The sequence below is a fragment of the Streptomyces phaeofaciens genome (assembly GCF_014648915.1).
Lineage (GTDB): Bacteria > Actinomycetota > Actinomycetes > Streptomycetales > Streptomycetaceae > Streptomyces > Streptomyces phaeofaciens.
On sequence record NZ_BMSA01000008.1, the window covers coordinates 15,519 to 39,421 of the forward strand.

At 72.4% G+C, this 23,903-nt stretch carries 18 protein-coding genes and 1 pseudogene; 4 read left to right on the plus strand and 15 right to left on the minus strand.

Going from position 1 to position 23,903, the window contains the following annotated elements; translation table 11 throughout:
- Positions 1 to 33: 33 nt before the first annotated feature.
- Positions 34 to 693, plus strand: a pseudogene (locus IE275_RS15745) (creatininase family protein); the annotation flags it as partial.
- Here the strand turns inward: IE275_RS15745 and IE275_RS45935 are convergent.
- The 5 genes from IE275_RS45935 to IE275_RS15765 all read right to left on the minus strand — a co-directional run bounded on the left by IE275_RS45935 (position 666) and on the right by IE275_RS15765 (position 5,630).
- Positions 666 to 1,967 carry a lysylphosphatidylglycerol synthase transmembrane domain-containing protein gene (locus tag IE275_RS45935; RefSeq protein WP_229870256.1) on the minus strand — a complete coding sequence of 434 codons (1,302 nt, stop codon included), beginning with the start codon at positions 1,965 to 1,967 and terminating at the stop codon, positions 666 to 668. The pseudogene IE275_RS15745 and the gene IE275_RS45935 overlap by 28 nt on opposite strands.
- On the minus strand, positions 1,967 to 2,959 hold the full coding sequence (locus tag IE275_RS15750) for a hypothetical protein (protein ID WP_189711912.1): 993 nt from the start codon (positions 2,957 to 2,959) through the stop codon (positions 1,967 to 1,969). The genes IE275_RS45935 and IE275_RS15750 overlap by 1 nt, the downstream gene beginning before the upstream one ends.
- A complete protein-coding gene (locus tag IE275_RS15755; protein WP_189711913.1) occupies positions 2,956 to 4,137 on the minus strand; it encodes a glycosyltransferase family 4 protein in 1,182 nt (393 codons plus the stop codon). Before IE275_RS15755 ends, IE275_RS15750 begins: the two co-directional genes overlap by 4 nt.
- Positions 4,134 to 4,532 (minus strand): 6-pyruvoyl trahydropterin synthase family protein, encoded by a 399-nt coding sequence (locus tag IE275_RS15760; protein WP_189711914.1) that lies wholly within the window; start codon positions 4,530 to 4,532, stop codon positions 4,134 to 4,136. The genes IE275_RS15755 and IE275_RS15760 overlap by 4 nt, the downstream gene beginning before the upstream one ends.
- Before the next feature lie 117 nt (positions 4,533 to 4,649).
- Positions 4,650 to 5,630: a zinc-dependent alcohol dehydrogenase gene (locus IE275_RS15765; RefSeq protein WP_189711915.1), complete on the minus strand. Its 981-nt coding sequence runs from the start codon at positions 5,628 to 5,630 to the stop codon at positions 4,650 to 4,652.
- Positions 5,631 to 5,737: 107 nt separating this feature from the next.
- On the opposite strand from IE275_RS15765, the gene IE275_RS15770 reads away from it, so the two are divergent.
- Positions 5,738 to 6,493, plus strand: a complete 756-nt coding sequence (locus tag IE275_RS15770; protein WP_189711916.1) for a CDP-alcohol phosphatidyltransferase family protein — start codon at positions 5,738 to 5,740, stop codon at positions 6,491 to 6,493.
- 323 nt (positions 6,494 to 6,816) lie between these two features.
- Here IE275_RS15770 and IE275_RS15775 read toward each other — a convergent pair whose 3' ends face one another.
- From IE275_RS15775 to IE275_RS15790, 4 genes are read right to left on the minus strand one after another with little or no spacing between them, the layout of a single operon-like run.
- A complete protein-coding gene (locus IE275_RS15775) occupies positions 6,817 to 8,043 on the minus strand; it encodes an MDR family MFS transporter (protein WP_189711917.1) in 1,227 nt (408 codons plus the stop codon).
- Positions 8,040 to 9,815: an ABC transporter permease subunit gene (locus IE275_RS15780; protein ID WP_189711918.1), complete on the minus strand. Its 1,776-nt coding sequence runs from the start codon at positions 9,813 to 9,815 to the stop codon at positions 8,040 to 8,042. Before IE275_RS15780 ends, IE275_RS15775 begins: the two co-directional genes overlap by 4 nt.
- 2 nt (positions 9,816 to 9,817) lie before the next feature.
- A complete protein-coding gene (locus IE275_RS15785) occupies positions 9,818 to 11,317 on the minus strand; it encodes an ABC transporter substrate-binding protein (RefSeq protein WP_189711919.1) in 1,500 nt (499 codons plus the stop codon).
- Positions 11,318 to 11,328: 11 nt separating this feature from the next.
- On the minus strand, positions 11,329 to 11,916 hold the full coding sequence (locus IE275_RS15790; RefSeq protein WP_189711920.1) for a GNAT family N-acetyltransferase: 588 nt from the start codon (positions 11,914 to 11,916) through the stop codon (positions 11,329 to 11,331).
- A 170-nt stretch (positions 11,917 to 12,086) separates the two neighbouring features.
- Between IE275_RS15790 and IE275_RS15795 the strand changes: the two genes are divergently transcribed.
- Complete coding sequence (locus IE275_RS15795) at positions 12,087 to 13,034, plus strand: ATP-binding protein (protein WP_189711921.1); 948 nt, start codon at positions 12,087 to 12,089, stop codon at positions 13,032 to 13,034.
- Between the two features lie 39 nt (positions 13,035 to 13,073).
- The gene (locus IE275_RS15800; protein WP_189711922.1) at positions 13,074 to 13,466 is read left to right on the plus strand and encodes an SCO5389 family protein; all 393 of its coding nucleotides are present in this window, start codon (positions 13,074 to 13,076) and stop codon (positions 13,464 to 13,466) included.
- 48 nt (positions 13,467 to 13,514) lie between these two features.
- Here the strand turns inward: IE275_RS15800 and IE275_RS15805 are convergent, their stop codons facing one another.
- The 6 genes from IE275_RS15805 to IE275_RS15830 form a co-directional block, all read right to left on the minus strand.
- Positions 13,515 to 15,563 carry an Hsp70 family protein gene (locus IE275_RS15805; protein WP_189711923.1) on the minus strand — a complete coding sequence of 683 codons (2,049 nt, stop codon included), beginning with the start codon at positions 15,561 to 15,563 and terminating at the stop codon, positions 13,515 to 13,517.
- Positions 15,564 to 15,565: 2 nt separating this feature from the next.
- Entirely contained in the window at positions 15,566 to 16,141 is a 576-nt protein-coding gene (locus tag IE275_RS15810; protein WP_189711924.1) for a hypothetical protein, read from the minus strand.
- Positions 16,134 to 17,825: a hypothetical protein gene (locus IE275_RS15815; protein ID WP_189711925.1), complete on the minus strand. Its 1,692-nt coding sequence runs from the start codon at positions 17,823 to 17,825 to the stop codon at positions 16,134 to 16,136. The genes IE275_RS15810 and IE275_RS15815 overlap by 8 nt, the downstream gene beginning before the upstream one ends.
- Positions 17,826 to 17,957: 132 nt before the next feature.
- Positions 17,958 to 21,542, minus strand: coding sequence for a HelD family protein (locus tag IE275_RS46810; RefSeq protein ID WP_189711926.1), 3,585 nt, complete (start codon positions 21,540 to 21,542; stop codon positions 17,958 to 17,960).
- A gap of 171 nt (positions 21,543 to 21,713) precedes the next feature.
- On the minus strand, positions 21,714 to 22,283 hold the full coding sequence (locus tag IE275_RS15825) for an Rv1352/Rv1906c domain-containing protein (protein ID WP_229870257.1): 570 nt from the start codon (positions 22,281 to 22,283) through the stop codon (positions 21,714 to 21,716).
- Positions 22,284 to 22,431: 148 nt separating this feature from the next.
- Positions 22,432 to 23,664, minus strand: a complete 1,233-nt coding sequence (locus IE275_RS15830; RefSeq protein ID WP_189711927.1) for a ParB N-terminal domain-containing protein — start codon at positions 23,662 to 23,664, stop codon at positions 22,432 to 22,434.
- Between the last annotated feature and the right edge of the window lie 239 nt (positions 23,665 to 23,903).

Here is a 23,903-nt window from a genome sequence, read left to right on the forward strand (position 1 = left end):
GATTCCTATGCGGAGACGAAAGGCCTGGAAAAGATGAGCGGTTCGGAGATTCGGTCGGCGACGTACGGTCTGCTGCCGGCGGACACCACGCAGGACGTCCGGGAGCGCGGGGCCGGTGTCGCCACACAGGTGGCGGTCCTGCCCGTCGGAAGCTTCGAACAGCACGGCCCGTACCTGCCGTTGGCCACCGACACGCTGGTCGCCTGCGCCATCGCGCGGGAGATCGCCGCGGCATACCCGGTGCACCTCCTTCCGCCGGTGACCATCGCCTGCTCGCACGAGCACGCGGCCTGGCCGGGGACCGTCAGCATCTCCTCCGTGACCCTTCACGCGGTGGTACAGGACATCGCGGCGTCGCTGCGCCGCTCGGGCGTCGAGGCCCTGGTGCTGGTCAACGGACACGGCGGGAACTACGTCCTGGGCAACGCGGTCCAGGAGTCCTCCGCCCGCGGTGAACGGATGGCGCTCTTCCCGGCCCCGGAGGACTGGGAGGCGGCGTTGGAACGGTCCGGGGTGGAGACCTCGCTCCTGACCGACATGCACGCCGGGGAGATCGAGACCTCGATCCTGCTGCACGCCCATCCCGAACTCGTCCGGCCCGGTCATGAGTCCGCCGATTTCGTCGCGGACGACCGTCGCCATCTGCTCACACTGGGAATGTCCGCCTATACCGATTCGGGCGTCATCGGCCGTCCTTCCCTGGGGTCCGCGGAAAAGGGGAAGGAACTCCTGGCGAGCCTGGCGGATTCCTTCGGTACGTATTTCTCGTTGCTGACCTCGGACGCCGCGGCGGGTGCTTCCGACTCCGCGTAGGCGGCGGCGTCGGGGCCGGTCACGCCGGCCCCGGCCGCACCGGCGCGCAGGCCGGTGTACCAGCGGACGACCAGGACGACCGCGCCCGGCAGCGCCGCCACGAAGCTCAGCACGCCGTACACCACGGAGACCCCGAAGCCGGTGCCCGCGCCGAGCCCGGCGGCACCGAACGCCCAGGCGGTGACACCCTCCCGGGGGCCCCAGCCGCCGACGTTGAGCGGCAGGCCCATCGCGAGCAGGGCGAGGACCGCGATCGGCAGCAGGGCGAGCACGGAGGCGGTGGAGCCGGCGACCCGGGCGGCCACCACGAACATCCCGAGGTGTCCGGCCAGCACGACCAGGGACGACAGGGCGACACCCGGCCCGTTGCGGCGGGAGAGCAGCCCCTCGCGCGCCTCGGCGAGCAGCGCCCGCGTCCGGCCGCCCCCGGCGGGTGCCGAGGAGCGGTTCATCCGCAGGGCGAGGACGACGGCGAGCGCGCCCGCCCCGGCCAGCAGGACGAGCGGGGCGAGGTGCCGTACGTCGTCCATGACCGGGGACGGCAGCGTGAGCAGGACCGTCACTCCGGCGACGGCCAGCGCGAGCTGCCCCGCCGTGCGCTCCAGGACCACGGCCCGCACGCCGCGGCCCACGTCACCGGCGCTCTGGCCGTGCCGCACCGCGCGGTGCACATCGCCGAGGATGCCGCCGGGCAGGGCCGCGTTCAGGAACAGCGAGCGGTAGTAGTCGGCGACCGCGGCACCCAGCGGCAGCCGGATCCGCAGTCCGCGGGCGACGAGCGCCCAGCGCCAGGCGCTGAACACGGTGGTGACGACGCCGATCCCGAGCGCCACCAGCAGCGTCGGCGCGTCGATCCGGCGCAGTCCGTCCAGGAAGACGCCGGTGCCCATGCGCCACAGCAGGACGGCGAGGATGACCACCCCGGCGACGGTCCCGAAGTGGGTGCGCAGGGCGCGGGAGGCGAGCAGCCGGCGGAACGCGGACGGCTCGCGGTGCTCCTCGGTCACGATGACACCGATCCGGGCCGCGGACACGGCGGAACCGGTGCGGGGCACGGCGGGCGCGCGCGGCGGCCGCCGTACGGCCGGGGCCGTGTCGCCCCGGACCACCGGCGTGCCCGGCTCCACCCGGGCGCCCACCGTCTCCGCGCTCATCACGCGCCGCCCGTCGGCCGGGCCAGTGCCAGCAGGTCGCTGTGGTGGACGGTGACCCGCAGCTCGCCCGCGGCACAGGCCGCGAGCCGGGCCTGAAGGTACGTCTCGGCGCGTTCGGCCAGTTCGGGGCGCTGCTCCACGGCCGCGCCGACCCAGCCGCGCAGCCACTGGGCGGTCAGGCCGACGTTCTCCGGGCCGAGCCGCCAGGGGCTGGGATGCACCTTCACCGTGGCGCCGTGCGCGCCGAACGCCTCCACGGCCACACCCACCGCGTCCGGGCCGAGCATGCCGCCGCGCCGCTGGTGGTCGTTGAAGGCGGCGGTCAGCTCCTCGTCCAGCGGGTCCGGCGCGGCGAACTCGACGCGTCCGGCGACCGACAGCGTCAGCAGCGCCGGGCAGCCGGCGCCCGCGCAGGCCGCGGCGAGCGTCTCGATCTCCTCGCGGGTGAGGACGTCGAGCAGGGCCGAGGCGGTCACCAGCGAGGCGCCGACCAGGGCGTCCGGGGTGAGCCGGGCGACGTCGCCGCGCCGGGTCTCGACGGTGACCCGGCTGCCGTCGGCGGCCGCCCGCGGGGAGGCGACGGCCGCGAAGTGCAGCAGGTAGGGGTCGCGGTCGTGCAGGATCCAGTGCTGCGGGCCGTCCAGGCGCGGGGCGAGCCAGCGGCCCATCGAGCCGGTGCCGCAGCCCAGGTCGTGCACGGCCGCGCCGCCGCTGCGGCCGGGCAGGTTGGCCAGCCGGATGCGGAGCGGGTCCAGCAGGTCCAGGGAGCGGGCGGCCGCGTCGGCGGGTTCGCGCAGTTCGAGCCACTCGGGCGCGTAGCGGGGCTGCTCCTCGCCGCCGTTGTCGCGCAGCCGCACGGTGGGCCGCTCGCCCGGGCGGGCCACCGGACCGGCGCCGGCGATCACGCCGTCCGGGTCGTGCGGGCCGGGCTGGGCCGGGATGCCACCGATCTGCCGGGCCATGTCCGCGGGGGTCGCCGTGGTCTTCCTCATGCCGCCCTCCGGGGCTCGCTGGGGAGCCGGCCGAGGACACCGGCCAGGCTCTGGGCGGTCGACGCCCAGCCGTTCAGGGCCGCCCGGCGGCCGCGCGCGGCCGCCTTGAGCCGCCGTCGGACGTCCGGCTCGCCGAACCAGCCGCGCAGTTCGGCGGCGAGCGCGGCCGGGTCCTCCGGCGGGACCAGGATGCCCGGGACGCCGCCGTCGGGGGCGCGGCCGACGGCCTCGGGCAGCCCGCCGACGTCCGTCGCGAGGACCGGGATGCCCCGGGCGAGCGCCTCGGTGACGGCCATGCCGTACGTCTCGGCGTAGGAGGTGAGCACCATCAGGTCGGCGGCGTTGTAGCTGGCGTCCAGGGCGGCGCCGGACTTCGGGCCGGCCAGCTCCAGCCGGTCCTGGAGGCCGTATGTGCGGATGAGGCCGCGCAGGTGGGCCACGTACTCCGGGTCCTGGCCGAGGCCGCCCACGCAGACGCAGCTCCACGGCAGATCGGTCACCGTGGCCAGCGCCTCGATCAGCCGGTGCTGGCCCTTGCGCGGGGTCACGGCGGCCACGCACAGCAGCCGGGAGACACCGTCGGTGCCGGAGGCGAGCGGGGCGATGTCGGCGCCGGGGGCGGCGACGTGCACCTTCTCCGGGGCGAGTCCGTGGTGGGAGACGAGGCGGCGCACCGCCCACTCGCTGGTGGCGATCACGGCCGGGACCGCCCGCAGCACCTCGCGCTCCTTGGCGTCCAGCTCGGCCGCCAGGTCGCGGGCGAGGCCGGTCTCGTCGCCGAGCGGGAGGTGCACGAGGACGGCGAGCCGCAGCCGCTCCGCCTCGGGCACGATGATCTCCGGGACGCCGCAGGCGACGATCCCGTCCAGCAGGACCGCCGTGCCGTCGGGCAGTTCTCGCAGCGTGCGCGCGAGTTCCGCGCGGGCGTCGGCCTCGGGGCGGGGCCAGTCACCGGCCACCAGGTGCTTGTGGACCTGCCAGCCGAAGCCGGGCAGATCCAGGCAGAGCCGCCGGTCGTAGGCGTTGCCGCCGCTGGGGTTGGCATGGTCGTCGACGCCGCCGGGCATCACGAAGTGCACGGAACGCAGGGACATGGGGATGATGTCGCCCATCTTGGAAACGGCCGTCTGAGCGGGGACGTAGGCCAGCGGCGCCTTCTCCAGGGTCACGTCGGTCACAGCGCACGCTCGTAACTCGCCCAGGCGATGTGCGACTCGTGCAGGGTGACGGAGAGGGCGGAGATGCCCCGGGCGCCTTCACCGAGCGCGCCCTTGTCGATCCGCTCGGCGAGCCGGTCGGCGATGACCTTCGCCAGGAACTCGGTCGAGGTGTTGATCCCGGCGAATTCGGGCTCGTTGTCGAGGTTGCGGTAATTCAGCTCGCTCACGACGGCACCGAGCTCCTGGGTGGCCAGACCGATGTCGACGACGATGTTGTCGTCGTCCAGCTGCTCACGGCGGAACGTGGCGTCCACCAGGAACGTCGCTCCGTGCAGGCGCTGCGCGGGTCCGAAGACCTCACCGCGGAAGCTGTGGGCGATCATGATGTGATCGCGGACGGTGACACTGAACAACGGACGACCCTCCAGGTGCGGCACGTCTGGTCCTCCGGCACGGGACCGCCGGGGGGATGCCGTGTAGTACGGCTCTCCGCCGCCCCGTGTTCAGCCGGATCTCACTCTTTTCTCAGGTCAGGCGCTCGCGCTGTACCTGACACGGTGACACAGCGCGGGAATCTCGCCCGAGGCGAGCCTCGGCATCACCTCCGGCAGCTCCTCGAAGGCGCTTTCCCCGGTGACGAGGGCGTCGAGCGCCGGGTCGGCCAGCAGCTCCAGGGCCAGGGCAAGCCGGTCGGCGTAGGAGCGGTTCGCGCGGGCCGGGGAGACGGTGCCGACCTGGCTGCTGCGGATGACCAGCCGGCGGGAGTGGAAGGCCTCGCCGAGCGGCAGGCTCACCTGCCGGTCGCCGTACCAGCTCAGTTCGAGGACGGTGCCCTCGGCGGTCAGCAGTTCCAGGGAGCGGGTGAGGCCCTGTTCGGTCGCGCTGGCGTGGACGACGAGGTCGCAGTCGCCGAGCGCGTCCGCCGGGGAGGCGAAACCGACACCGAGTGCCTCGGCGACCTCGGCGCGCGCCGGATCGGCGTCCACCAACTGGACCCGTACGCCCGGGAAGCGGGCCAGCAGCGCGGCCACCGAGCAGCCGACCATGCCGCCGCCGACCACCGCGATCCGGTCGCCGACCAGCGGCCGCGCGTCCCAGAGCGCGTTGACGGCCGTCTCCACGGTCCCGGCGAGAACGGCCCGCGCGGCGGGCACCGAGTCCGGTACGGGGGTCACGGCGGTGGCGGGCACGACGTACCGCGTCTGGTGCGGGTACAGACAGAAGACCGTCCGTCCGACGAGGTCCGCGGGGCCCTCCTCCACCAGCCCGACGTTGAGGTAGCCGTACTTCACGGGCGCCGGGAAGTCGCCTTCCTGGAACGGCGCCCGCATCACCGCGTGCTGGTTCTCGGGCACCCCGCCGCGGAAGACGAGCGTCTCCGTGCCGCGGCTCACTCCGGAGTACAGCGAACGGACCACGACCTCGTCCTCGGCCGGGTCCGGCAGGACGACGTCCCGTACCTCGCCCCGCCCCGGCGAGCCGAGCCAGAACGCGCGTGCCGCACGCTTCATCGACATCCTCCTGAACGCTCCGCTGACGGTGCACGTACCGAGGTGTGCACAGGTCGCGCACAGTACGCGGCCTTGATCGACTCTGTCACCTGGCCGGAGGATGTGCGGTGGCCCTGAACAACACTTACGACGCAAGGCTGGTCCAGCAGGAGACCGCTGTGGGAGCGGGCGTACAGATCCTGGTGCTGGCCCTGCTCGGTTCGGCGATCGGCATGGGGCCGGCGGGCTGGGTCACCGGCCTCGTCTTCGCCGTCGCCCTGTGGGCGGTGCTCTCCCGGGCTCTGCACCGCTCGCAGTTGCGCTCCTTCGGCCCGGCCAACCGGGTCACGCTGGGCCGCGCCACCCTGGTCGGCGGGGTGACCGCACTGGTCGCCGACTCCTTCGAGAGCACACCGCCGGTGACGCTGCTGGTCGGCCTGACCGCCGTGGCCCTGTTGCTGGACGGCGTCGACGGCAAGGTCGCCCGGCGCACGGGCACGTCGACGGCGCTCGGCGCCCGCTTCGACATGGAGGTCGACGCGTTCCTGATCCTGGTGCTCAGCGTGTACGTCTCGATGGAACTGGGCCCGTGGGTCCTGCTGATCGGCGGTATGCGCTACGTCTTCGTCGCGGCGGCCAAGGTCGCCCCGTGGCTGAACAACCCGCTCCCGCCGAGCATGGCCCGCAAGACCGTCGCCGCACTCCAGGGCATCTGCCTGCTGGTGGCGGGCGCCGGCCTGCTGCCCTACGCGGGCAACTTCGCCGTCGCGCTGCTGGCCCTGGGCTCCCTGCTCTGGTCGTTCGGCCGTGACGTGCTGTGGCTGTGGCGGACCTCGCGGGTCACGGCGGCACTCCCGCAGGAGCGCGTGCTGGAACTCGTCTGACCCACGCCGCTTCACGGAAAGGGCCCGCACCGTCAACGGACGGTACGGGCCCTTCCGCGTGCGCCGCCACGACCGCGGCGACCGCGTCCGTACGACGGCGAAGGCGGCGGCCGCGAGGCCGAGGACGTCCGGTGACGAGGACGCCGGTGACGAGGCCGGCGATCCCGAGGCCGCGCGCGGTGGAGTCGCCGGAGTCGGCCGCGGCCTGTGCCGAGGTGGGGCGTGACGGCGTTCGCGCCGGTGAGCTTCAGGACGGGTGCCGGGTCCTCCGGCGGAGCAGGTCCGGAGCGTCCTGAGGGCCGGCCGGCGCCGCCGCTCCCCCGTCATGCCCGAGCCGGGTCCCGGGGCAGCAGGGCGATCGCGGCGGCCGGTACGGCGGCCAGCAGCAGCCAGGGCACGGGCGCGGGCAGGCCGGTGTCGAGGAGGGTGCCGGTGGCCGCGCTGCCGAGCAGGACGACAAGGCCGGAGACCGAGGACAGGGCGCCGGTGTAGAGGCCGAGCCGGCCGTCCGCGGCGAGGTCCGGCAGCCAGGCGCGGGCGGCGGGCGCGACGAGCATCTGGCCGAGGGTGAGCAGCACGACGAAGCCGGCCGCGGGGAGCAGCGCGGCCGTGCCGGTGCGGCCGGCGGGCAGGGCGGCGGCCACGACGGCGAATCCGGTGGCGATCAGCGCCAGTCCGGCCGCCATGGAACGGCGCAGGCTGAGACGCGCACCGACCTGCCCGGTGACGGGAAGCTGGGCGGTCACCACCAGCAGCGAGGACAGTGCGAACAGCCAGGCCAGCGGGGCCTGTGAGCCGGTGGCGCGCTCCACTTCGGCGGGCAGGGCGAGATAGAGCTGGTTGTAGGCGAGGAGATACGCGCCGTACGCGCAGCACAGGGCGAGGAAGCGGCGGTTGCGCAGCAGCGGGCCGAGGCCGCCGCGGACCCGGACCCGCTCGCGCCCGGGTATGCGCTGCGGAAGCAGCCGGGCGTGCCCGGCGAGGACCAGGACGAAGACCCCGGCTCCGGCCAGACAGACCGCCCGGAAGTCGGCCGACAGCAGCAGCGCGCCGAGCAGCGGTCCGACGAACGCCCCGGCCTGTCCGGCGACCGTGAACAGTGCCAGCACCCGGGTCCGCGACCCGTCGCCGGACTCCTCCCGTACGACGGCCTGACGGGCCACCTCGGACTCGACCGCGGGTGAGAACAGGGCGGCGGCGAAACCGATGAGCAGCACCGCGCCGATCACCGCCCAGGCCTGATCGGCGTACCCGAGCCAGCCGAATCCGGCGATGCGCAGCGCGCATCCGGCGAGGACGACGGGCCGGATGCCGTACCGGTCGGCCAGTGCCCCGCCGACCACGAACAGCCCCTGCTGGCTGAAGGTGCGCAGCCCCAGCACGAACCCCACGAGCCAGCCCGCCATGCCGATCGTGTCGCCCAGGTGCTCGGCGAGGAAGGGCAGCACGGCGAAGAAGCCGATGTTGAAGGCGAGTTGAGTGAGGATCAGCAGCCTTAGCAGCGGCGGGAGTCGGGACTCGGTGGCGCCGCGGGCGGTGAGCGTGGTCATCGGGCGCCCACCGGTGCCGCCTCCGGTGCGGCGGCCGGCCGCGGTGCCGGTCTGCGCCCGGGACGTCTCAGGCCGTCGGCCGCGGTGACCGCGAGGGCGCCGAGCAGGGCGAGGACGCCGGCGGGGGCGAGGACGGCCCAGGGGGCACGCTCGGCGTAGGGCTGGTTCTCGGCGAGCAGCAGGCCCCATTCGGGGGACGGCGGCCGGGCGCCCAGGCCGAGGAAGCCGAGGGAGGCGAGGGCCAGGGCGATGCCGGGCAGGCGGAGGAGGGCGTGGCGGGCGACGGGCGGCCCGACGGCGGGCAGCAGTTCGCTGGTCAGCAGGTACCAGGGGCCGGCGCCGAGCGCCCGGGTGGCGGTGAGGTGGACGGTGGCCCGCTCCTGCCGCAGCAGTGCCGAGGTGTGCGCGGCGAGCGGTGCCCAGGCGACGACGGACACGGCGAGGACGGGTGTGCCGGCCCCGCTGCCCCAGAGCGCGGCGACGAGGAGGGCGGCGAGGACGGGCGGTACCGCGTTGACGGTGTCGACGAGCGGCCCCGACAGCCGGGGCGCCAGCCCGAGCAGGACCCCGGCGGTGAGGGCGATCGCGGTGATGGCGAGGGCGAGGAGGAGGGTGTCGAGGGCGCCGTGGGCAACTCTCGCGAGCATGTCGCGGCCGAGCGCGTCCGTGCCGAACGGGTGGGCGGCCGACGGGCCCTTCAGCCGGGCCGCGGTGTCGAGGGCGAGCGGGTCCCGGGGCAGTCCGGCGGCGACGACGGCGAGCAGCAGGGCGCCGTGGACGAGCGGGAGGACCGTGCGGCCGCGCGGGGCCGGGCGGTGCAGGCTCGCCAGGGCGCCGTCGCGCAGGGCGGGCCCGATGAGGAGGCGGGCGGTGAGACGGGCGGCGCCGGTCGCGGCGGCGGCGAGCAGGACGAGGGCGAGGGTGCCGGCCTGGAGCACGGGCAGGTCCTGGGCGAGCGCGGCCTGGAGGGTGCCGCGGCCGAGGCCGGGGATGTCGAAGATCTGCTCCACGGCGACGGACCCGCCGGTCAGGCCGACGACGAACAGCCCGAGGTTGGGCAGGAGTCCGGGCACGCTGCGGCGCAGTGCCTGGCGGGCGATCGTCCGGCCGGGCAGCCCGCGCGCGGCGGCGGCCAGCGCCCAGGGTTCGGTGAAGGCGGCGGGCAGTTGGTCGTCGAGGAGCCGGCCGAGCACCGCGCCGGCGGGCAGGCCGAGGGCGAGCGCGGGCAGCACGGTCCACTGCGGCCCGTACCAGCCGAGGGCGGGCAGCCAGCCGAGCTGTACCCCGACGACGGTGGCGAGGACGGACGCGGTGAGGAACTCGGGCAGCGCGGCGAGCACGGCGGATCCGCTGCCGCCGGACGGCCGTCCGTCCAGACGCCGGTGCGCCCCGAGGTACAGGGTGCGGGCGCAGACGGCGACGGCCGTACCGAGGGCGACGACGAGGGCCACGGCCATCAGCAGCAAGGAGACGCCCATCGCCTGGAGCACGGCGGGCGTGACCTCGGCGCCGGAGATCCACGACCGGCCGGCGTCCCCGCGGGGCAGTCCGCCGAGCCACTGCCCGAGCAGGTGCAACGGGCCGTCGTCCAGGCCGAGTCCGTCCCGGACGGCGGCGAGCGCCTCGGGGGTGGGGTCGCGGTCGGCGGACCGCGCCTTGAGGACGGTCAGCGCCGGGTCGGTGTGCGAGAGCCAGGGCAGCAGCCCGATCCCGCAGACCAGCAGCGCGGCCAGTCCGGCGCGCCACAGCAGCGCGCCCGCCTTCCTGCCCATGGTCAGCGCCGGGTTCCGGTGCCGACGAGGGTGCGCTCGTACGGGTCGAGGAGCACTCCGCCGACCTTCGCGCCGACGCCGGTGACGACTCGCTGGTGGACCAGCGGGACGACGGCGTCGGTGCCGAGGATCACCGCTTCGGCGGCCAGGGCGGCTCGCCGGCGCTCGTCGGTGTCGGAGACCGCCTGTGCCTCGGCCACGGCCCGGTCGACGTCCTTGTCGCAGAGCAGGGCGAGGTTGTACCCGCCGTCGCAGGTGAAGTCGCTGCCCAGGAGCGAGACGGGGTCGCCGGTGTCGAGGAGGCTGTTGCGGGCGCCGACGAAGGCGTCGAACTTTCCGGCCAGCGCGTCGCTCTCCAGGCGCGCGTACTCGCGCACCTCCAGCTTCACGGTGAACCCGGCGTTCTCCAGCTGCTGCTTCAGCACCTGGGCGACCTCCGGGAGTTCGGGCCGGTTGTCGTAGGTGGCGAGGGTGATCGAGGCACCGTCGGGCCTGCCGGCCTTCGCCCGTCCGACGGGGGCCACCCGCTTGCTCCCGGCCCAGGTGACGGCGGGGCCGTAGATGCCGGCTCCGGCGTCGGCGTGGCCCTCGTAGACGCCCTCGGCGAGGGCGGAGGTGTCGATGGCGGCGCGGGCGGCGGCACGCAGGGACGCGTCCTCGAAGACACCCGACTTCGTGTTGAGGAGCAGGCTCGTGGTGCGGGTGGTGGCGGTCTCCCGGCGGGTGTCCGCGTCGAGGGTGGCTGCCTGGGCGACGGGGATCGCCTCGGCGAGGTCGACCTGGCCGGTGCGCAGGGCGTTGGCGCGGGCGGTGCCGTCGGCGATGAAGCGCGCGTCGATGCCGGCGGACCGGGCGAGGCCGCCCCAGTGGTCGTCGAAGCGGTCGAGGTCGGCGGAGGTGGTGCCGGTGACCTTGGTCAGTTCGAAGGGGCCGGTGGCGGTGCCGACCGGGTCGACGGCGTCCTTCTTCGCGTACGCCTTCGACGAGAGGATCGCCAGGCTCGGGCTGGACAGGCGCAGCGGCAGAACCGGGTCGGGTTCGGCGGTGGTGACCCGTACGCCCGAGCCGCCCTCCGCCTCGGCCGTCAGGGTGACGCCGGTGAGGGCGGCGGGGGCGGGTTCGGCCTCGGTGGCCCGGGTGAGGGCGGTGACGACGGCGGCCGGCGTGACGTCCGTGCCGTCCTGGAAGGCCGCCTCTCGCAGGGTGAACAGCCAGGTGCGGTCGTCCTCCCGCCGCCAGGACGCGGCGAGTGCGGGCGCGGCCGCGCCGTTGCCGTCGAGGGCCGTCAGCCCCTCGGTGACGCCGAGCCGACTGAGGATCGTGGCGTCGGCGCCGTACGGGGAGAGTCGCTCGGCGGGCGGGAAGGCGAGGGCGACCCGCAGTCGGGAGCCGGCCTTGCCGTCCGCGCGCTCACCGCTGTCGCCGCCGGAGGCGAAGCAGCCGGCGAGCAGCGGGGTGAGCAGGAGGGCGGCGAGAAGCCGTGGGCGGCGGGGAGTGCGCATGGGGGACCGGCCTAGGGAATGGGGGACGGAGTGGAGTCGGGGGTCGGGGAAGGAGAGGGGGTGACGGCGTGGAAGGGGATTGCGAAGTGGACGATGCCCTGGCCGCCGCCGGGGTCCGCGCGTTCGTCGTGCACGACCTCGCCGAGCGAGCGCCAGAGGCCCTCGGCTCCTTCCACGGCCGGGTCGGTGTGCAGGTAGACGGAGCGGTAGCCGCCGTCCGCCGCCGCGAACGCGAGCAGGTCGGCGACCATCCGGCGGGCCAGCCCGCGCCTGCGGTGCTCGGGCCGGACGTAGACCCGCCGCAGCTGGGCGCTCACCCCGGAGGGGAAACGCTCGGCGATCCGGCGGGGGTTGGGCGGGTGTGCGGGACCGCGGGAGTCCAGTGCGGCCGTGGCGACCACCTCACCGCGGGCCCCGTCGAGCGCGACCAGCAGCGTGTGCCGGACCGGCGTGAGGTAGGCGGCGGCCAAGTCGATGATGTCGCGGTGCCAGTGCGGCACGTACCCGGTACCGAAGTCGCGGTAGACGGTGTCGAGCATGACGGCGCGGGCGCCGTCGAGGTCCTCTGGCCCCGCGGACCTTACGCGATATTCATGCACTTGCACATCATATGCATTAACACTCAACCACTTGATCGTCGCCCGCCACCACCCCACCCCTTCACCCCCGTTCGACTTGACAGCGATCATGACCTCGCCCTAAACCTTGCCACATGACATTCATTTTCAACAAGGTCGGCTGCCAGGCCGCCCGCAGGGCGGGCCGATAGATGCGCATCGCGTTCGTCGGCAAGGGCGGCAGCGGCAAGACCACCCTGTCGGCGCTGTTCTGCCGCAGACTGACCGCCGACGGCGCTCCCGTGCTGGCCGTGGACGGCGACATCAACCAGCACCTGGCCGAGGCCCTCGACCCCGCCACCGGACCCTTCACCGCCCCGCCGCTCGCCGCGCACCTGGGCGAGATCAAGGATCTGCTGCGCGGCACCAACCCGCGGATCGCCTCCCGCGAGGCGATGACCAAGACCACCCCGCCGGGCCGGGGCTCACGCCTCCTGCGCCCGCTCGGCGACGACGAGCTGCACACCCGCCACGTCCAGCCGGTGGGCGGCGTACCGCTGATGGTCACCGGCGCGTTCGACGAGAGCGACCTGGGGGTGGCCTGCTACCACTCCAAGCTCGGCGCCGTCGAGCTCTACCTCGGACACCTGGTGGACGGCCCCGCCGAGTACGTCGTCGTCGACATGACCGCCGGCGCCGACGCCTTCGCCTCCGGGCTGTTCACCCGCTTCGACATGACGTTCCTGGTGGCCGAACCCACCCGCAAGGGCGTCTCCGTCTACCGCCAGTACCGCGACCACGCCCGCGAGTTCGGCATCCCGCTCGCCGTGGTCGGCAACAAGGTGACCGGCGAGGACGATCTGCTGTTCCTCAAGGAGGAGGTGGGCGACGACCTCCTCACCCATCTCGTCCACTCCCCCTGGGTCCGCTCGGCCGAACAGGGCCACCCCCAGGGCACGTTGGAAGCGGCCAACCACCATGCCCTCACCGTGCTGCGCGAGACCGTCGACGCCCGGGTCAGGGACTGGCCCGCACTGCACCGCCACGCCGTCGAGTTCCATCTCCGCAACGCCCGCGCCTGGGCGAACACGGCGACCGGCCAGGACCTGGCCACCCAGGTGGACCCGGACTTCGTACCGGGACCGGCGTCACTGACGTGATCTCACCTCCCCTTCCCTCTCCACAAGAACAGGACATCCATGTCTCTCGACGTCTCCCCGAAGCTCCTCGCCGAGGCCGAAACCGGTGACATCCGCGAGGCGGACTTCGTGGACACGGTCCGCACGTCCCTCCCGTACGCCTACGACCTGATCGAAACCCTCGCCACCCGACTGCACGCCGGAATCACCGAGTTCGCCGACAACCAGACGCCTCCGCCCTCCGAGCAGGAGCGCGGGCAGTTGCTGCGGGCGCTGGCGAGCGACGCCATCCGGGGCAGTCTGGAACGCCACTTCGGCATCGCCCTGGCCTTCCAGAACTGCCACCGGGTCGCCGCCTTCCGCCCGGCGTCACGGGACGGGGAGACCTACGCCCGCTTCACCTCGCTGCGGGCACAGGTGCTGAACCAGTCGGCGGAGCTGCGGGACTGCTGACAGCCTGTTCGGGCACCGCTCGGCAAGGAGCAGTCACCTGAGTGGCACTCAGCGCCTCCCACCGGGTGCCACGCAGGTGCGTGGAGTGAAGATCCACACCCCCTTGGTGTAAGTGGCTCCAAGGACACGCCCGCTTTCTCTCAGCCAGGGATGGCGGCTCTGCAACTCGGCGTAGTTGTCGTTGGTCACGACAAGAGCGTCCGATTCGTCCGCGATGGCCATTACCAAGGCGTCACCCTTGCCCTCCGTGCCTGCCGGAGGTTGGAGAATCTCTCCCTTGCTCAGCGCGGCGACCACCGCCGCCTTCTCCTCCTCGGCAACCTTGTGCCGGAAGGTCGCGTCCACGACCACGTGGATGTCCGCCCCCGGATACTTCTTGGCGAGCGCCGCGCGAGCCCCCTCGAGTTGGGCGAAGCTCGGCCGGTCGCCTTCCTCGTACACGCCGGGCCGGCTCGGTGAATGGCCGATCCAGGCGAGGTTCGAGCCGTCGACCACCAGGGTGTGAACATCACCGGCCGGCTCCGGGCCGCCGTCCCGGGAGCGCGCCGCTGCGGGACGCGTCCCCCTTTCACCGGCGTTGCCGGGCAGGAGCGGGGAAGAGGCGGGGTTCGCCGCCAGCAGGTCGTCGAGCTCCTTGCGCACTTCAGGAGTTGCCCCACCGGAGCCGAAGCTCTTCACCTCCTCGTCCACGACGACCTCGCCCGTGTGCTCCAGGGTGGCCTTCACATGCAGCAGACCGTCGGAGTCGTACGTGTACTCCAGGTCGAAGCGGGACTCCTCCCGTACCCGGGGTGTGGTGTAGTTCAGGGTCAACTCGGTGAGCTGGACATTGTCGGAGTCGGAGAGCTCCTTGTCGGGGTCTCCCTCCCAGATCTCCACCGTGAGCTTGCGCTCGTGGTCGCGCTTGGGCGTGTAGCTCTTGCGTTCGCTCCACGGCAGCGGCGAGTTCCGCGGGATGATCTCGCTGAACTTCCGGCGCCCTTCCGCCGTCTTGACGACGGTACCCAGCGCGTGGCTGTTGGCCACCTGGATGACGCCCGGCGTCTCCTTCGCCAGCACGGCGGCCGCGATGGAGGCGCCACGGGCCACAGCTGTCATCGGATCGCACAGCTGGGTCGGCACGGGCTCCATCTGCAAGGCCTCGGCGACCGCCGCCCGTACGCTCGGGATCTGGCTGGTACCACCGATCATCAGGACGTCGTCCACGTCGAGTGGCGCCATGTGGAGATCTCGCAGGCACTCCTCGACGGGCGCCAGGGCACGGTCGACGAGATCGGTGATCGCCTCCTCCAGTTCCGCCTGGAAGATCTCCACCTCCTTGTCGTCCGGCGTCCTGATCCGCACGGATGGCTGAGAGGACAGAAGGATCTTGCTCCGCTCGATGTCGAGCCGGAACTGACGCTCCTGGGCGGGAGCCCACTCCCGCCGTACCGGTGCCCGGTCCAGGACGAGCCTCCTCAGCCGGCGGTCGATCTCGAGCCCGCCGAGTTCCGTCACACCGCGCGAGGCGCGCTCCTCGAAGAAGCCGTCCTCGTAGTCGAGAACCGTGACATCGATGGTTCCGCCGCCCCAGTCGAACACCAGGATCTGCGCGTCCTCGCGCATATCATGCACGTACGAGATGGCTGCGGCGGTGGGTTCGTTGAGGAGCGCCTGCACGTCGATGCCGGCGAACCGGGCGGCCGCCCGTGTGCGGTAGCGGGCCGCGCCGGTGGCGTTCGCGGGCACGGTGATGACGGCCCGGTCGATCTCGGTGAGGTTGTGCCGCGCGCCGTCCCGCATGGCGGTGAACACGCCTGCGGCCACGGTCGTCGCGGCGAACCGCCGGCCCTGGATGTTCACGTACTCGTCGCTCTTGAGAAGCCGCTTGCATGCCTCGGCGGCCTCCTCCGACCGCAGCTTCGCCTCCCATCCGAAGAGAGGGCCGCTGCGCAGCGAGCTCATGCCGACGACCGACGGGAAGAGGAACTCGAAGCCGGGCCGGCGCCAGTCGGCGTCGAGGTGGTGGGCGTCGAGCGGCAGCACCTCGACATCGTCGCCCTGCCACTGCGCCACGACGGAGTTGGTGGTGCCGAAATCGATTCCGGTCGCCGTCACGGCTAGTCCTCCCTCGTGGCAGCGGTCGGCGACCCGTTCCCGGCATCGGGCTGCGCGCCTGGGCGGAACACGCGGCGCAACTGCCCCGACAGAATCAACTTCCCGGTCGCCTGGTCGACGTAGGCGGGCCGCACGACCTCGAATCCCTCGCCTTCGCCCTCCACGACGACGAAGTGCTCGCGTTCGTCGGGAGACTCGACGACTCGGACGCCGAGCCCTAGTAGCGCTTTGCGTACTGACACCTGCCACTTGAGTGTGCTCATCCGACTACCCGACCCTCGTGCCTCGAGGTCACACTCCACAAGCCGTGCCAAGTGTTCCTCTCGCGTTCGGAACGCTTCGAGTACGCCTTGCCTGAGGGCAGCCACGATTTCGCTCTGTTGGGGCCTGTCCTGCGCAGTAATGCCTTCGAGAAGACCCTGTGCAGCCGCCGTGAAGCGCTTCAGTAGGTCCGCAGGGTTGAGTAGTTCGTCCGGCCGGTAGGTGAGCAGTTCGGGATCGATCGACCTGCCCCTCTCACCCCGTTGGCGGCCCTTTTGCGAGTCGAACTGATTAATCCACTTCTTGGGCTTACTCACTGGTGATCCTGTGCTGGTGGTCGGGGCGCCGGGGCGCGTTGAGAATGGTCGGGAGGAGATCGGCCAAAGCGCGGCGCCGTACGGCGTCCACGTCGGCGGGGTTGCGGGGCACCGTGCGCCGCGGCAGTGGCTCGACCGGCGGCACGAGCGTGACGGGCGGGTCGTCGGGAAGGCGGAACACCTCGGCGTCCAGGGGCAGAACGAAGAGGTCCGACCAGTCCTCGTGCTGCTCGGCCTGGTGAATGCGGCGCATGGCACGGTTCAGTCGGGCGGCCTCCTCGCGGTCGTCCACGAACTCTCGGCGGAGATCGCGGTACCGCTGTTTCCAGACCGGTGACTGATGGGGCAGTCCGAGTTCGAGATACGGGTTGGACGGATGAGGCCGGTCGTTCCGTGCCCGCGTTCGGCGTCTCTCGAGCAGGTCTCGATTGTGCTCCGCCCGAGGGTGGTTCTCTTCGATGCGGTCGATGGCTACGAGCGCCCCGTCCAGGTTCTCGTCGAGGAGCGCCAGGTAGGCGGACATGTTCCAGGCCTCGGCGTTGTGCCGCGGCTCCCCCTGCTCGTGCTCCACGAGGAGCTCCACCTGCGCTCGCGCCCTCTTGAGATCGCTCGCGCAGAGGGAGTCGTAGGCATGCCGCAATGCCGCCAGCGCGTGGAAGGCGCTGCGCCGGGGGCTGACGGCGGCCTTCGGCTCCCACAGGACCGACATCAGCCGCCACAGCCCGCGATCGGCCAGGATGTTCTCCGGCCAGTTCCCGGTGAGTGCTCCGTCCCGGACGTGACGTAGTCTCAACACGAGGGAGCGGGGCAGGGCGTACTCCAGCCCTTTGACGGCGCTTGTGTCCCCTTCGGCGGCCCGCTGGAGCAGGTCGTAGAGGTCTTCTTCCGTGTCGTCTCCGTACTCGCCCTCGAGGTATGTCCTCTCCGCGTTCACGCTGTCGAGGTCTTCGCCGTCGAGGAAGCGCCGGCGCCGCAGGTACTCCTCCCACCCGATGGCCTCTGCCGTTGCCTGATCCACCTGCTCCGGGGCGAGCCGGGCCCGCAGATAGTCCTGATCACGTGCGTCGGACCGTACGTCCCAGGGTTCGTCCTCGCTCGTGATCACGCCCGCGTCGATGAGGTCGTCCACGACTCCGACCGGCGCCCAGGGCAGCAACTGGTCGCGCACGGCGGACGACAGCCGGGCGAGGGTGTCGTGGCGAAGGGCGTACTGCACGGCGAAGGCGCCCGACACATCCTCCGAGAGGGTGGGGCGGAGCTCCCGTGGCACCTCGGTCGGTTCGGGGTTCATGAGGTGTTCGAGCCGAATCTGGCCTTCCGGGGTCAGCCACGGCAGACCGGCCTCGTGGACGACCGTCATGGCGGTCACGACGTCATCGGGCTCGCGGTGTTCGAGCACGGCCCGTACCGCGGACGGCAACTGCGCGATCGGGTCACCACCAAGGCACTGGTCCAGCACCTGCCGCGCCCAGTCGGGCGCGGATCCGGCGAACCGGGCGTCCAGCAGGGCGGTCAGGAGCCGTTCCACGCTCCGCATCGCGTCGGCACCGAAGACGCCGGCCTTGCGCCATCTGCGCAACGCGAATCCGTCCGGGCCCGCCGCCTGCGGTTCATCGGCCTCCGGCCCCGGTCGGCGGGCCCGGCGCCGCTCGCGCCATGCCTCGACCATCTCCGCTCGGGACATGGATGCGTCCAGCCCGATGCCCGGACCGGGCCTTTCCTCATTCACCATGGGTGCTCATCTCACTCACCCGGACCCCGTTCCGCCGCACTCCGGCGCGTTGCCCGGTCCGTACCCGCCGCGTCGTGCCCGGTGTCAGAGCGAGCCGCCCTCGTCCGGGCTCTCGGGCAGGATGTGCGACGCGGCGGGCCCCGCCCACTGCGAGCCGTCCCGCCAGGCCAGTCCGACGCTGAACGCCCGGTCGGCGGCCTCTGCAGCCCAGGACTGCCCCGGCTGCTCGGGGAGTACGACCACCAGGTACTCGGCGGGCCCCTGGGGATGGAGGCAGGAAGCCTCCAGCAGGTGCAGGGCAGCCTCACGGATCCGCTCGTACTCCGGGGCGCCCTCGCCCAGCACGTCGAAGAGCGTGATGCCGTCGGGGCCGTGCGTCCAGGCGTCGACGTATGCGCTGTCGCCCACCTCGTCGAATCCGTCGTAGAGGTCGGCAAGCAGTCGGTGTCGCAGGCTTTCGTGGGCACGGTGCGAACGAGCCCTCCGCTCGCGTGCGGCGACCGTGCCGGCCAGGCCCGGTTCGCCCGTCGCAGCCGTGACGGCGCTCTTGGAATCGCCGTCATCACTGGTCGTCGGCATGTCGTCCCTTTCATGTGGGGGCTCACCTTCGCGTACCGGCTCGCCCTCAGGTTCGGGTTCGTCGGTCTGTGATGTGGTGAAGCCCCGGTAGATCTCGGTGCCGGGTCTGCGGACCGTCGTCAGCACCCGGCCGTCGGACCGCAGCCACCACTGGCCGTGCTCCCCCTCGACGACCAGGCGTTCCCCCACCCACTCGATGCGGCCCGTCACCAGGTCGGACTCGAGGTCCTCCCGCAGCCGCCGGACGAACTCCTGGTCGGGCAGCTGCGAGCACTGGGCGAGACGCTCGAACGTGACGCCGGCCCCCACGGTGACGTACAGGTCCGGGACGCTCAGTGCGCGCACCGCGGTGTTGTCGGCCAGGCCGGGACCGGCCTCGGGCTCCGGCGCGGTGAGTGCGGACCTCCGTGCGCCACGCGCTTGATGTCCGACCCGAGAGGGCACTCCCGCGGCTACCTGCGCGTAGCTGCGCTCGGGATGAGCCGTGAGGTACGCGGTCACAGCGCGTGCGTCGGCGTCCAGCACGAGGCGGTAGCCCTCCAGGTCCAGGAGCCACCCGCCGCCGGTGCGGAGGTGGCGGCCCTCGGACAGGAAGGGGGCCAGCATCGCGTGGAGTTCGACCGCGGCTTCACCGAGGTTGCCCCGATGCCGGACCACGAAGGCACCGCAGGCGGCCGACGTGATGCGGATGTCGGAAATGCGCTCGGGCGACAGTTCCAGCCGGGCCTCGGTCACCCCTTCCCTGGGGAATCCGAAGTAGCCGCTCCCGCCCAAGGAGGCGGGCTCCGCGGTGCGGAACCCGGCACAGCCCGGATTCCGGCACCAGCCGTCCGGCTGCCGTGTCTCGTTCCCGCACCGGGTCCCGTCCGCCCGATAGCGGGTGCACAGCCCGGATCCACCGTGTGGGCTCTTCCGCCGGCCCACTTGAGCCATGAACTGCCTGGGGGTGGGCACCGGGTTCCCCGGCCCGCCGATCCACCCAGGCAGCGGTTGCTGATGAACCACCGTCAGGGACTGGGTGCATCGGGTGAGCGCCACGTACAGGTAACGCGGTCCGGCCACGCCGTCCACGGCGATCGCGGCGGGTTCGACCACGACGACATGGTCGAATTCCAGGCCCTTGGCCTCCCCGGCGGTGAGCACCGACACGGATCCCGGATCGGGGACGGCTCCGGCCACGGCTTCCTTCCAACGCGCCGCCTGCGGGATGATCACTGCGGTCGTACGGCCGACCGCGGCGCCGTCCGGCCCCGAGGCGAGAGCGACGGCGTGCTCGGCGGCCCGCTGTGCCGGGTCGCCACCCTCAAGGACGACCACGGCAGTACCCGTCCGCCGCACGGAGTCGGGCAGGCCGACTCCGGGAGCGCAGTGTGTGCCGAGGGGCCGCACGTAGTCCATGACCTCACCGGGCACCCGGAAGCCGGTCAGCAGCTCGGCCACCCGCCAGCTGCCCCGGCCGGTGAGGGTCGTGCCGAGTTCCTCCCAGTCCTGATAGGAAAAGGGACCGGTCGCCTGGGCAAGGTCCCCCAGGATGGTCATGGAGCCGCTGGGGCAGCGGCGGGCGAGAGCCCTCGCCTGCATGGGCGTGAGGTCCTGTGCCTCGTCAACCACGACATGCCCGTAGGTCCGCTCGGGCCGCCCGGACAACAGGAACTCCAGCTCGTCCAGGCAGACCTTGTCGTCGAGACTCTCCTCGGCCCCGGACCGGGCAGGTGCGGTTCCCTCTCGATGAGCGACGAGGACCGTCTGCTCTTCTGGGCTGAGGACGCCGTCCGCCGCGGCGGCCAGCGCGCCGGCGCCGCCAAACAGACGACGCAGCACGTCGCGCGCCGACAGCTCGGGGGCGATGCGCCGCATCAGGCGCGTGACGGGACGCAGTTGACGGATGGCGGAGAAGTAGTCGCTGTCGGCGGGGCCCGGCAGCAGGCCCACGTACGTCTCGGTGAGGTGCTGTACGAGCTGTCGGACGCAGCCCTCCCGACGTACCTGGTAGGGACTGTCACCGGAGAGGGCGGCGGCCGCGATGTCGGCGAGTTCCGCGACGGGCACCTCGACTTCCCGACGCCGGAGCTCGAAGGTGAACACCGGCCCACCGACGAGGGCTTCGAGCCGCTCGGCCGTGACGGTGGTGAAGTTGTCGACGGCTCGTCGCAGGACACGGCTCATCCGCGCGTCGCCCTTGAGGACGGCGACGTGGTGGGGATCACGGCTGGCGGTGCCGTCCGACCACAACGCGGGCAGGTCGAGCATGGTCACGCCGTTGCTGCCCAGTTCCACGAGGGCACTCGCCGCGTACTCCAGGAAGTCGCGGCTGGGCCCGAGCACCAGGACGTCGTCGGCGGCCATGTGCCGGTTGTCCAGGAGCCAGCTCACCCGATGCAGACCCACGGCCGTCTTGCCGGTGCCGGGCCCGCCCTGGACGATCAGCACCCCGCCGGGCCGCTCGGTCACCAGCCGGAGCTGGTCACGCTGGATCGTCTCGACGATGTCGTGCATGGCACCGTCACGCCCACGGTCGAGCTCGTCGAGCAGCGGGTCGCTCCACTCGGGTTCGGTGGACGGACCCGGGACGTCTTCGGCCCGGGCGAACTCGTGGAGCGTGTCGGACTTGCTCAGGGTTTCGGACTCGTTCGAGCGATCGGGCTCTTGGACGCTGTGAGGCCGTTGTCCGCTCCCGCCGCCGACGCCACTGTCATTACCGTGCAGGTCGAAGTAACGTCTGACAACGCGCTCGTCGCAGACGATCTGGCGCAGCAGGCGCACTTCCCCCGGCTCCTGCTCACTGCTCAGTCGCCATGCGACCGCGGCCGGGGCGCTCCAGGAGACGACAGCAGGATTGCGTTCCGCGTCGAACACCGCGCGTCGGCCGATGTAGAACGTCTCGGTGCCGGCGCCTTCGTCCACGTCGGCCCTCATGAACACAAGGGAGTTCCTGCCGAGGTCGAGGCTCTTCAGCTCCCGCTGCCAGGCACGGTTGGCGTCGATGGCGTCCTTGCCGCTGGCGGAGGCCGCCATCTCCTTGAGCTCGGCGGCCTCGCGTCGGGTGTGTTCCAGACATCGGTAGGCATGGTCGACGGCTCGCTGTTCCATGGCAACAACATCCGCCCGACGTGCGCGCTTCGCCATGCTGTCCGTTCTGCCCTTCTCCTGCGGTTGTACTGCGCCGTTTCCGGAAAAGACCACGGGCGTCCGCGCATTCTTCGACTTCACGGACGCCCCTCTGGTTGCTGTGATGTTCGTCACTTCACGCAACGCGGAGAGTCAGCCGACCCTCTTCCACTCCTCGCACCGGTTGGTCTTGAAGTACTCCCCCTGGTTGAGCGTCACCCGCCCCGGCCCCTCCAGGTTGTTGTTGGCGATGATCGAGCCGAACTCACCGCTGGCGTCCTCGGCCCGCTCCCAGTAGCAGCCGAACTCGCCCTCGGCTCCGGCCGTCTTGTACGTCCCGGGCTTGACGTCCTCACCGACGAGGTACTCGCCCTCGCCCGAGAAGGTGGTCGCGGGGCCGGCCGGTTCGGCCTTCTTGGGCTTGGCGGTGACGGTTTCGGTGACCGTGGGGGCGGGGGCCGCCTCGCCCGGCGCCGTCGCGGTGACGGTCACCGTCGGCCGGGGGCCGGCCTTCGCGTCGGTGGTGTCGCCGGCCGCCTGCTCGCCGCCGCCGGAGCCGATCCCGACGCCGACGAACAGGGCGACGACCGCGGTGGCGCCGTACTTGATCCGCTGCTTGCGGCGGGACGTCGGCTTGCCAGGGGTGGGCGGAACCGGCGGCGTGGGGCCCCAGACGCCCTGGGGAACGGGACCGGGCTGCGTGGCGGGGTTCGGGGTGGTCATGGAGTGCTCCGTTTCTGTGTCGTCCGGCCGGCCGGTGGTCCGGGCGGCAGGTCGGCGAGTTGGTGTGGGTGGGTTCGTTCGTCGCCGGGGCTGCCCGCCTGAGCGGGCGCGCCTCTCGGTGCGCCGCCCGGGCGGCGCGGCAGCCGGCTCAGACCCTCAGGCCGCGGATCTTCCGTCCGGTCTCGGTGGCCGGGTAGAGGACGGCGTCGGCGACGCGGCCGCCGGAGTCCTTGACGCCGCCGCTGAAGTTGAGGCGGCCGGAGGTGCCGGCCTTGGCGGCGACACCGTCCCAGTAGGCCGCCTCGCGCTCCCAGCGGATGCCGTCGAGCAGGCGGTCCAGCTCGTCGGCGCCGATGCGGGAGGCGGCTTCGCTCCACGGCATGGCGTGGTGGGCGGCGATGCCCACGCCCGCGAGGACGGCGGGCGCCGTGAGGGCGCTGCGCGCGGCGAAGGCGGGGAACCGCTCGGAGATCAGCCGCGCCAGCAGCGGTACGACGACGGCCTCGGCCTCCGCGGCCGTCACCCCGGCGGGCAGCTCGTCCTCGTGCACCGGCTCGGCGGAGCGGGCGAGGCCCCTCCTGCCGTAGAGGGTGCTGACGACGAGGGCACGCAGCGCGGAGAGGGTGACCACTTCACGGTCGGCCGCCGACACCTGCCGCTTGCTGGAATTGACCAGCCGGCCGAACGGTACTCGCTGCCCGTCGAGGTCGACCTTCACCGAGTCGGCGACCAGGTGCGCGAGCCGGGTGCCGAAGTCCCGCTGGTCCATGGACATGGCCAGGTTCTTGGCGACGGTCACGCCCTGGACGTTGCGGTCGTAGAAGATCTGCCGTGCGTCCGCCGCCGTGATGTCGACGTACAGCTCGAAGGGGACGCGCACGCGGGAGAGCTCGGGGTACGTCAGGCCGTACCGCTCGGGGTCGTCGTACAGGTCGTGCCAGGCGGTGGTCTGGGTCTCGCCGTCGATGGCGACGACCATCGTGCCCGGCGCGACGGTGAGACTGCGCAGGCCGCTGCCCGGTACGAGTTCGTCGCTGATCGCGGCGAGCGGTCCGGCGTGCCAGAGGGTGATCGGCGGCGTGGACCAGGCGGCGCCCAGCTCGCCCTTGAGGCCGGCGGCGATGTATTCGGCGTACGGCCCGACGTTCCTGCCCTTCTGCGAGGACTTCAGAGTCCGCTGCACGGTCGCCCGCAGCTCGGCATGGCGGCGCACCAGCCCGGAGGCCGCCTTCAGTTTCCTCGGGTCCTCCTCGGCACGCGGCGACGGAACGAGCTGGACGAGCGTGGGCACGGACATCGTCCCCACGACGGCGTCGTCGCGGAACGGCATGACGGTGAGCTGGGTCCCCTCGATGACGCCGGTCGGCATGGTGAGGCGCACGGAAACTCCCCCCGGAGTGGTCTGGTCGGACTCGGCACGGTGCTCGCGGCGGTGTCGCCCGGCGCACCGGTGGATGTGCGCCGGAGCGGCGCGGCATGACGGCATGGCCCGGCGATCGGCCCGTCGGACGCCGCTTCCCAGCGGAAGCATTCACAGATAAGCACAGAGCTGAAAGCATCGTCAATCAGCCTTGCAGGCTTGACGAGTGCTGTAGGTTGTTGACGTCCGCTAGCGAGAGG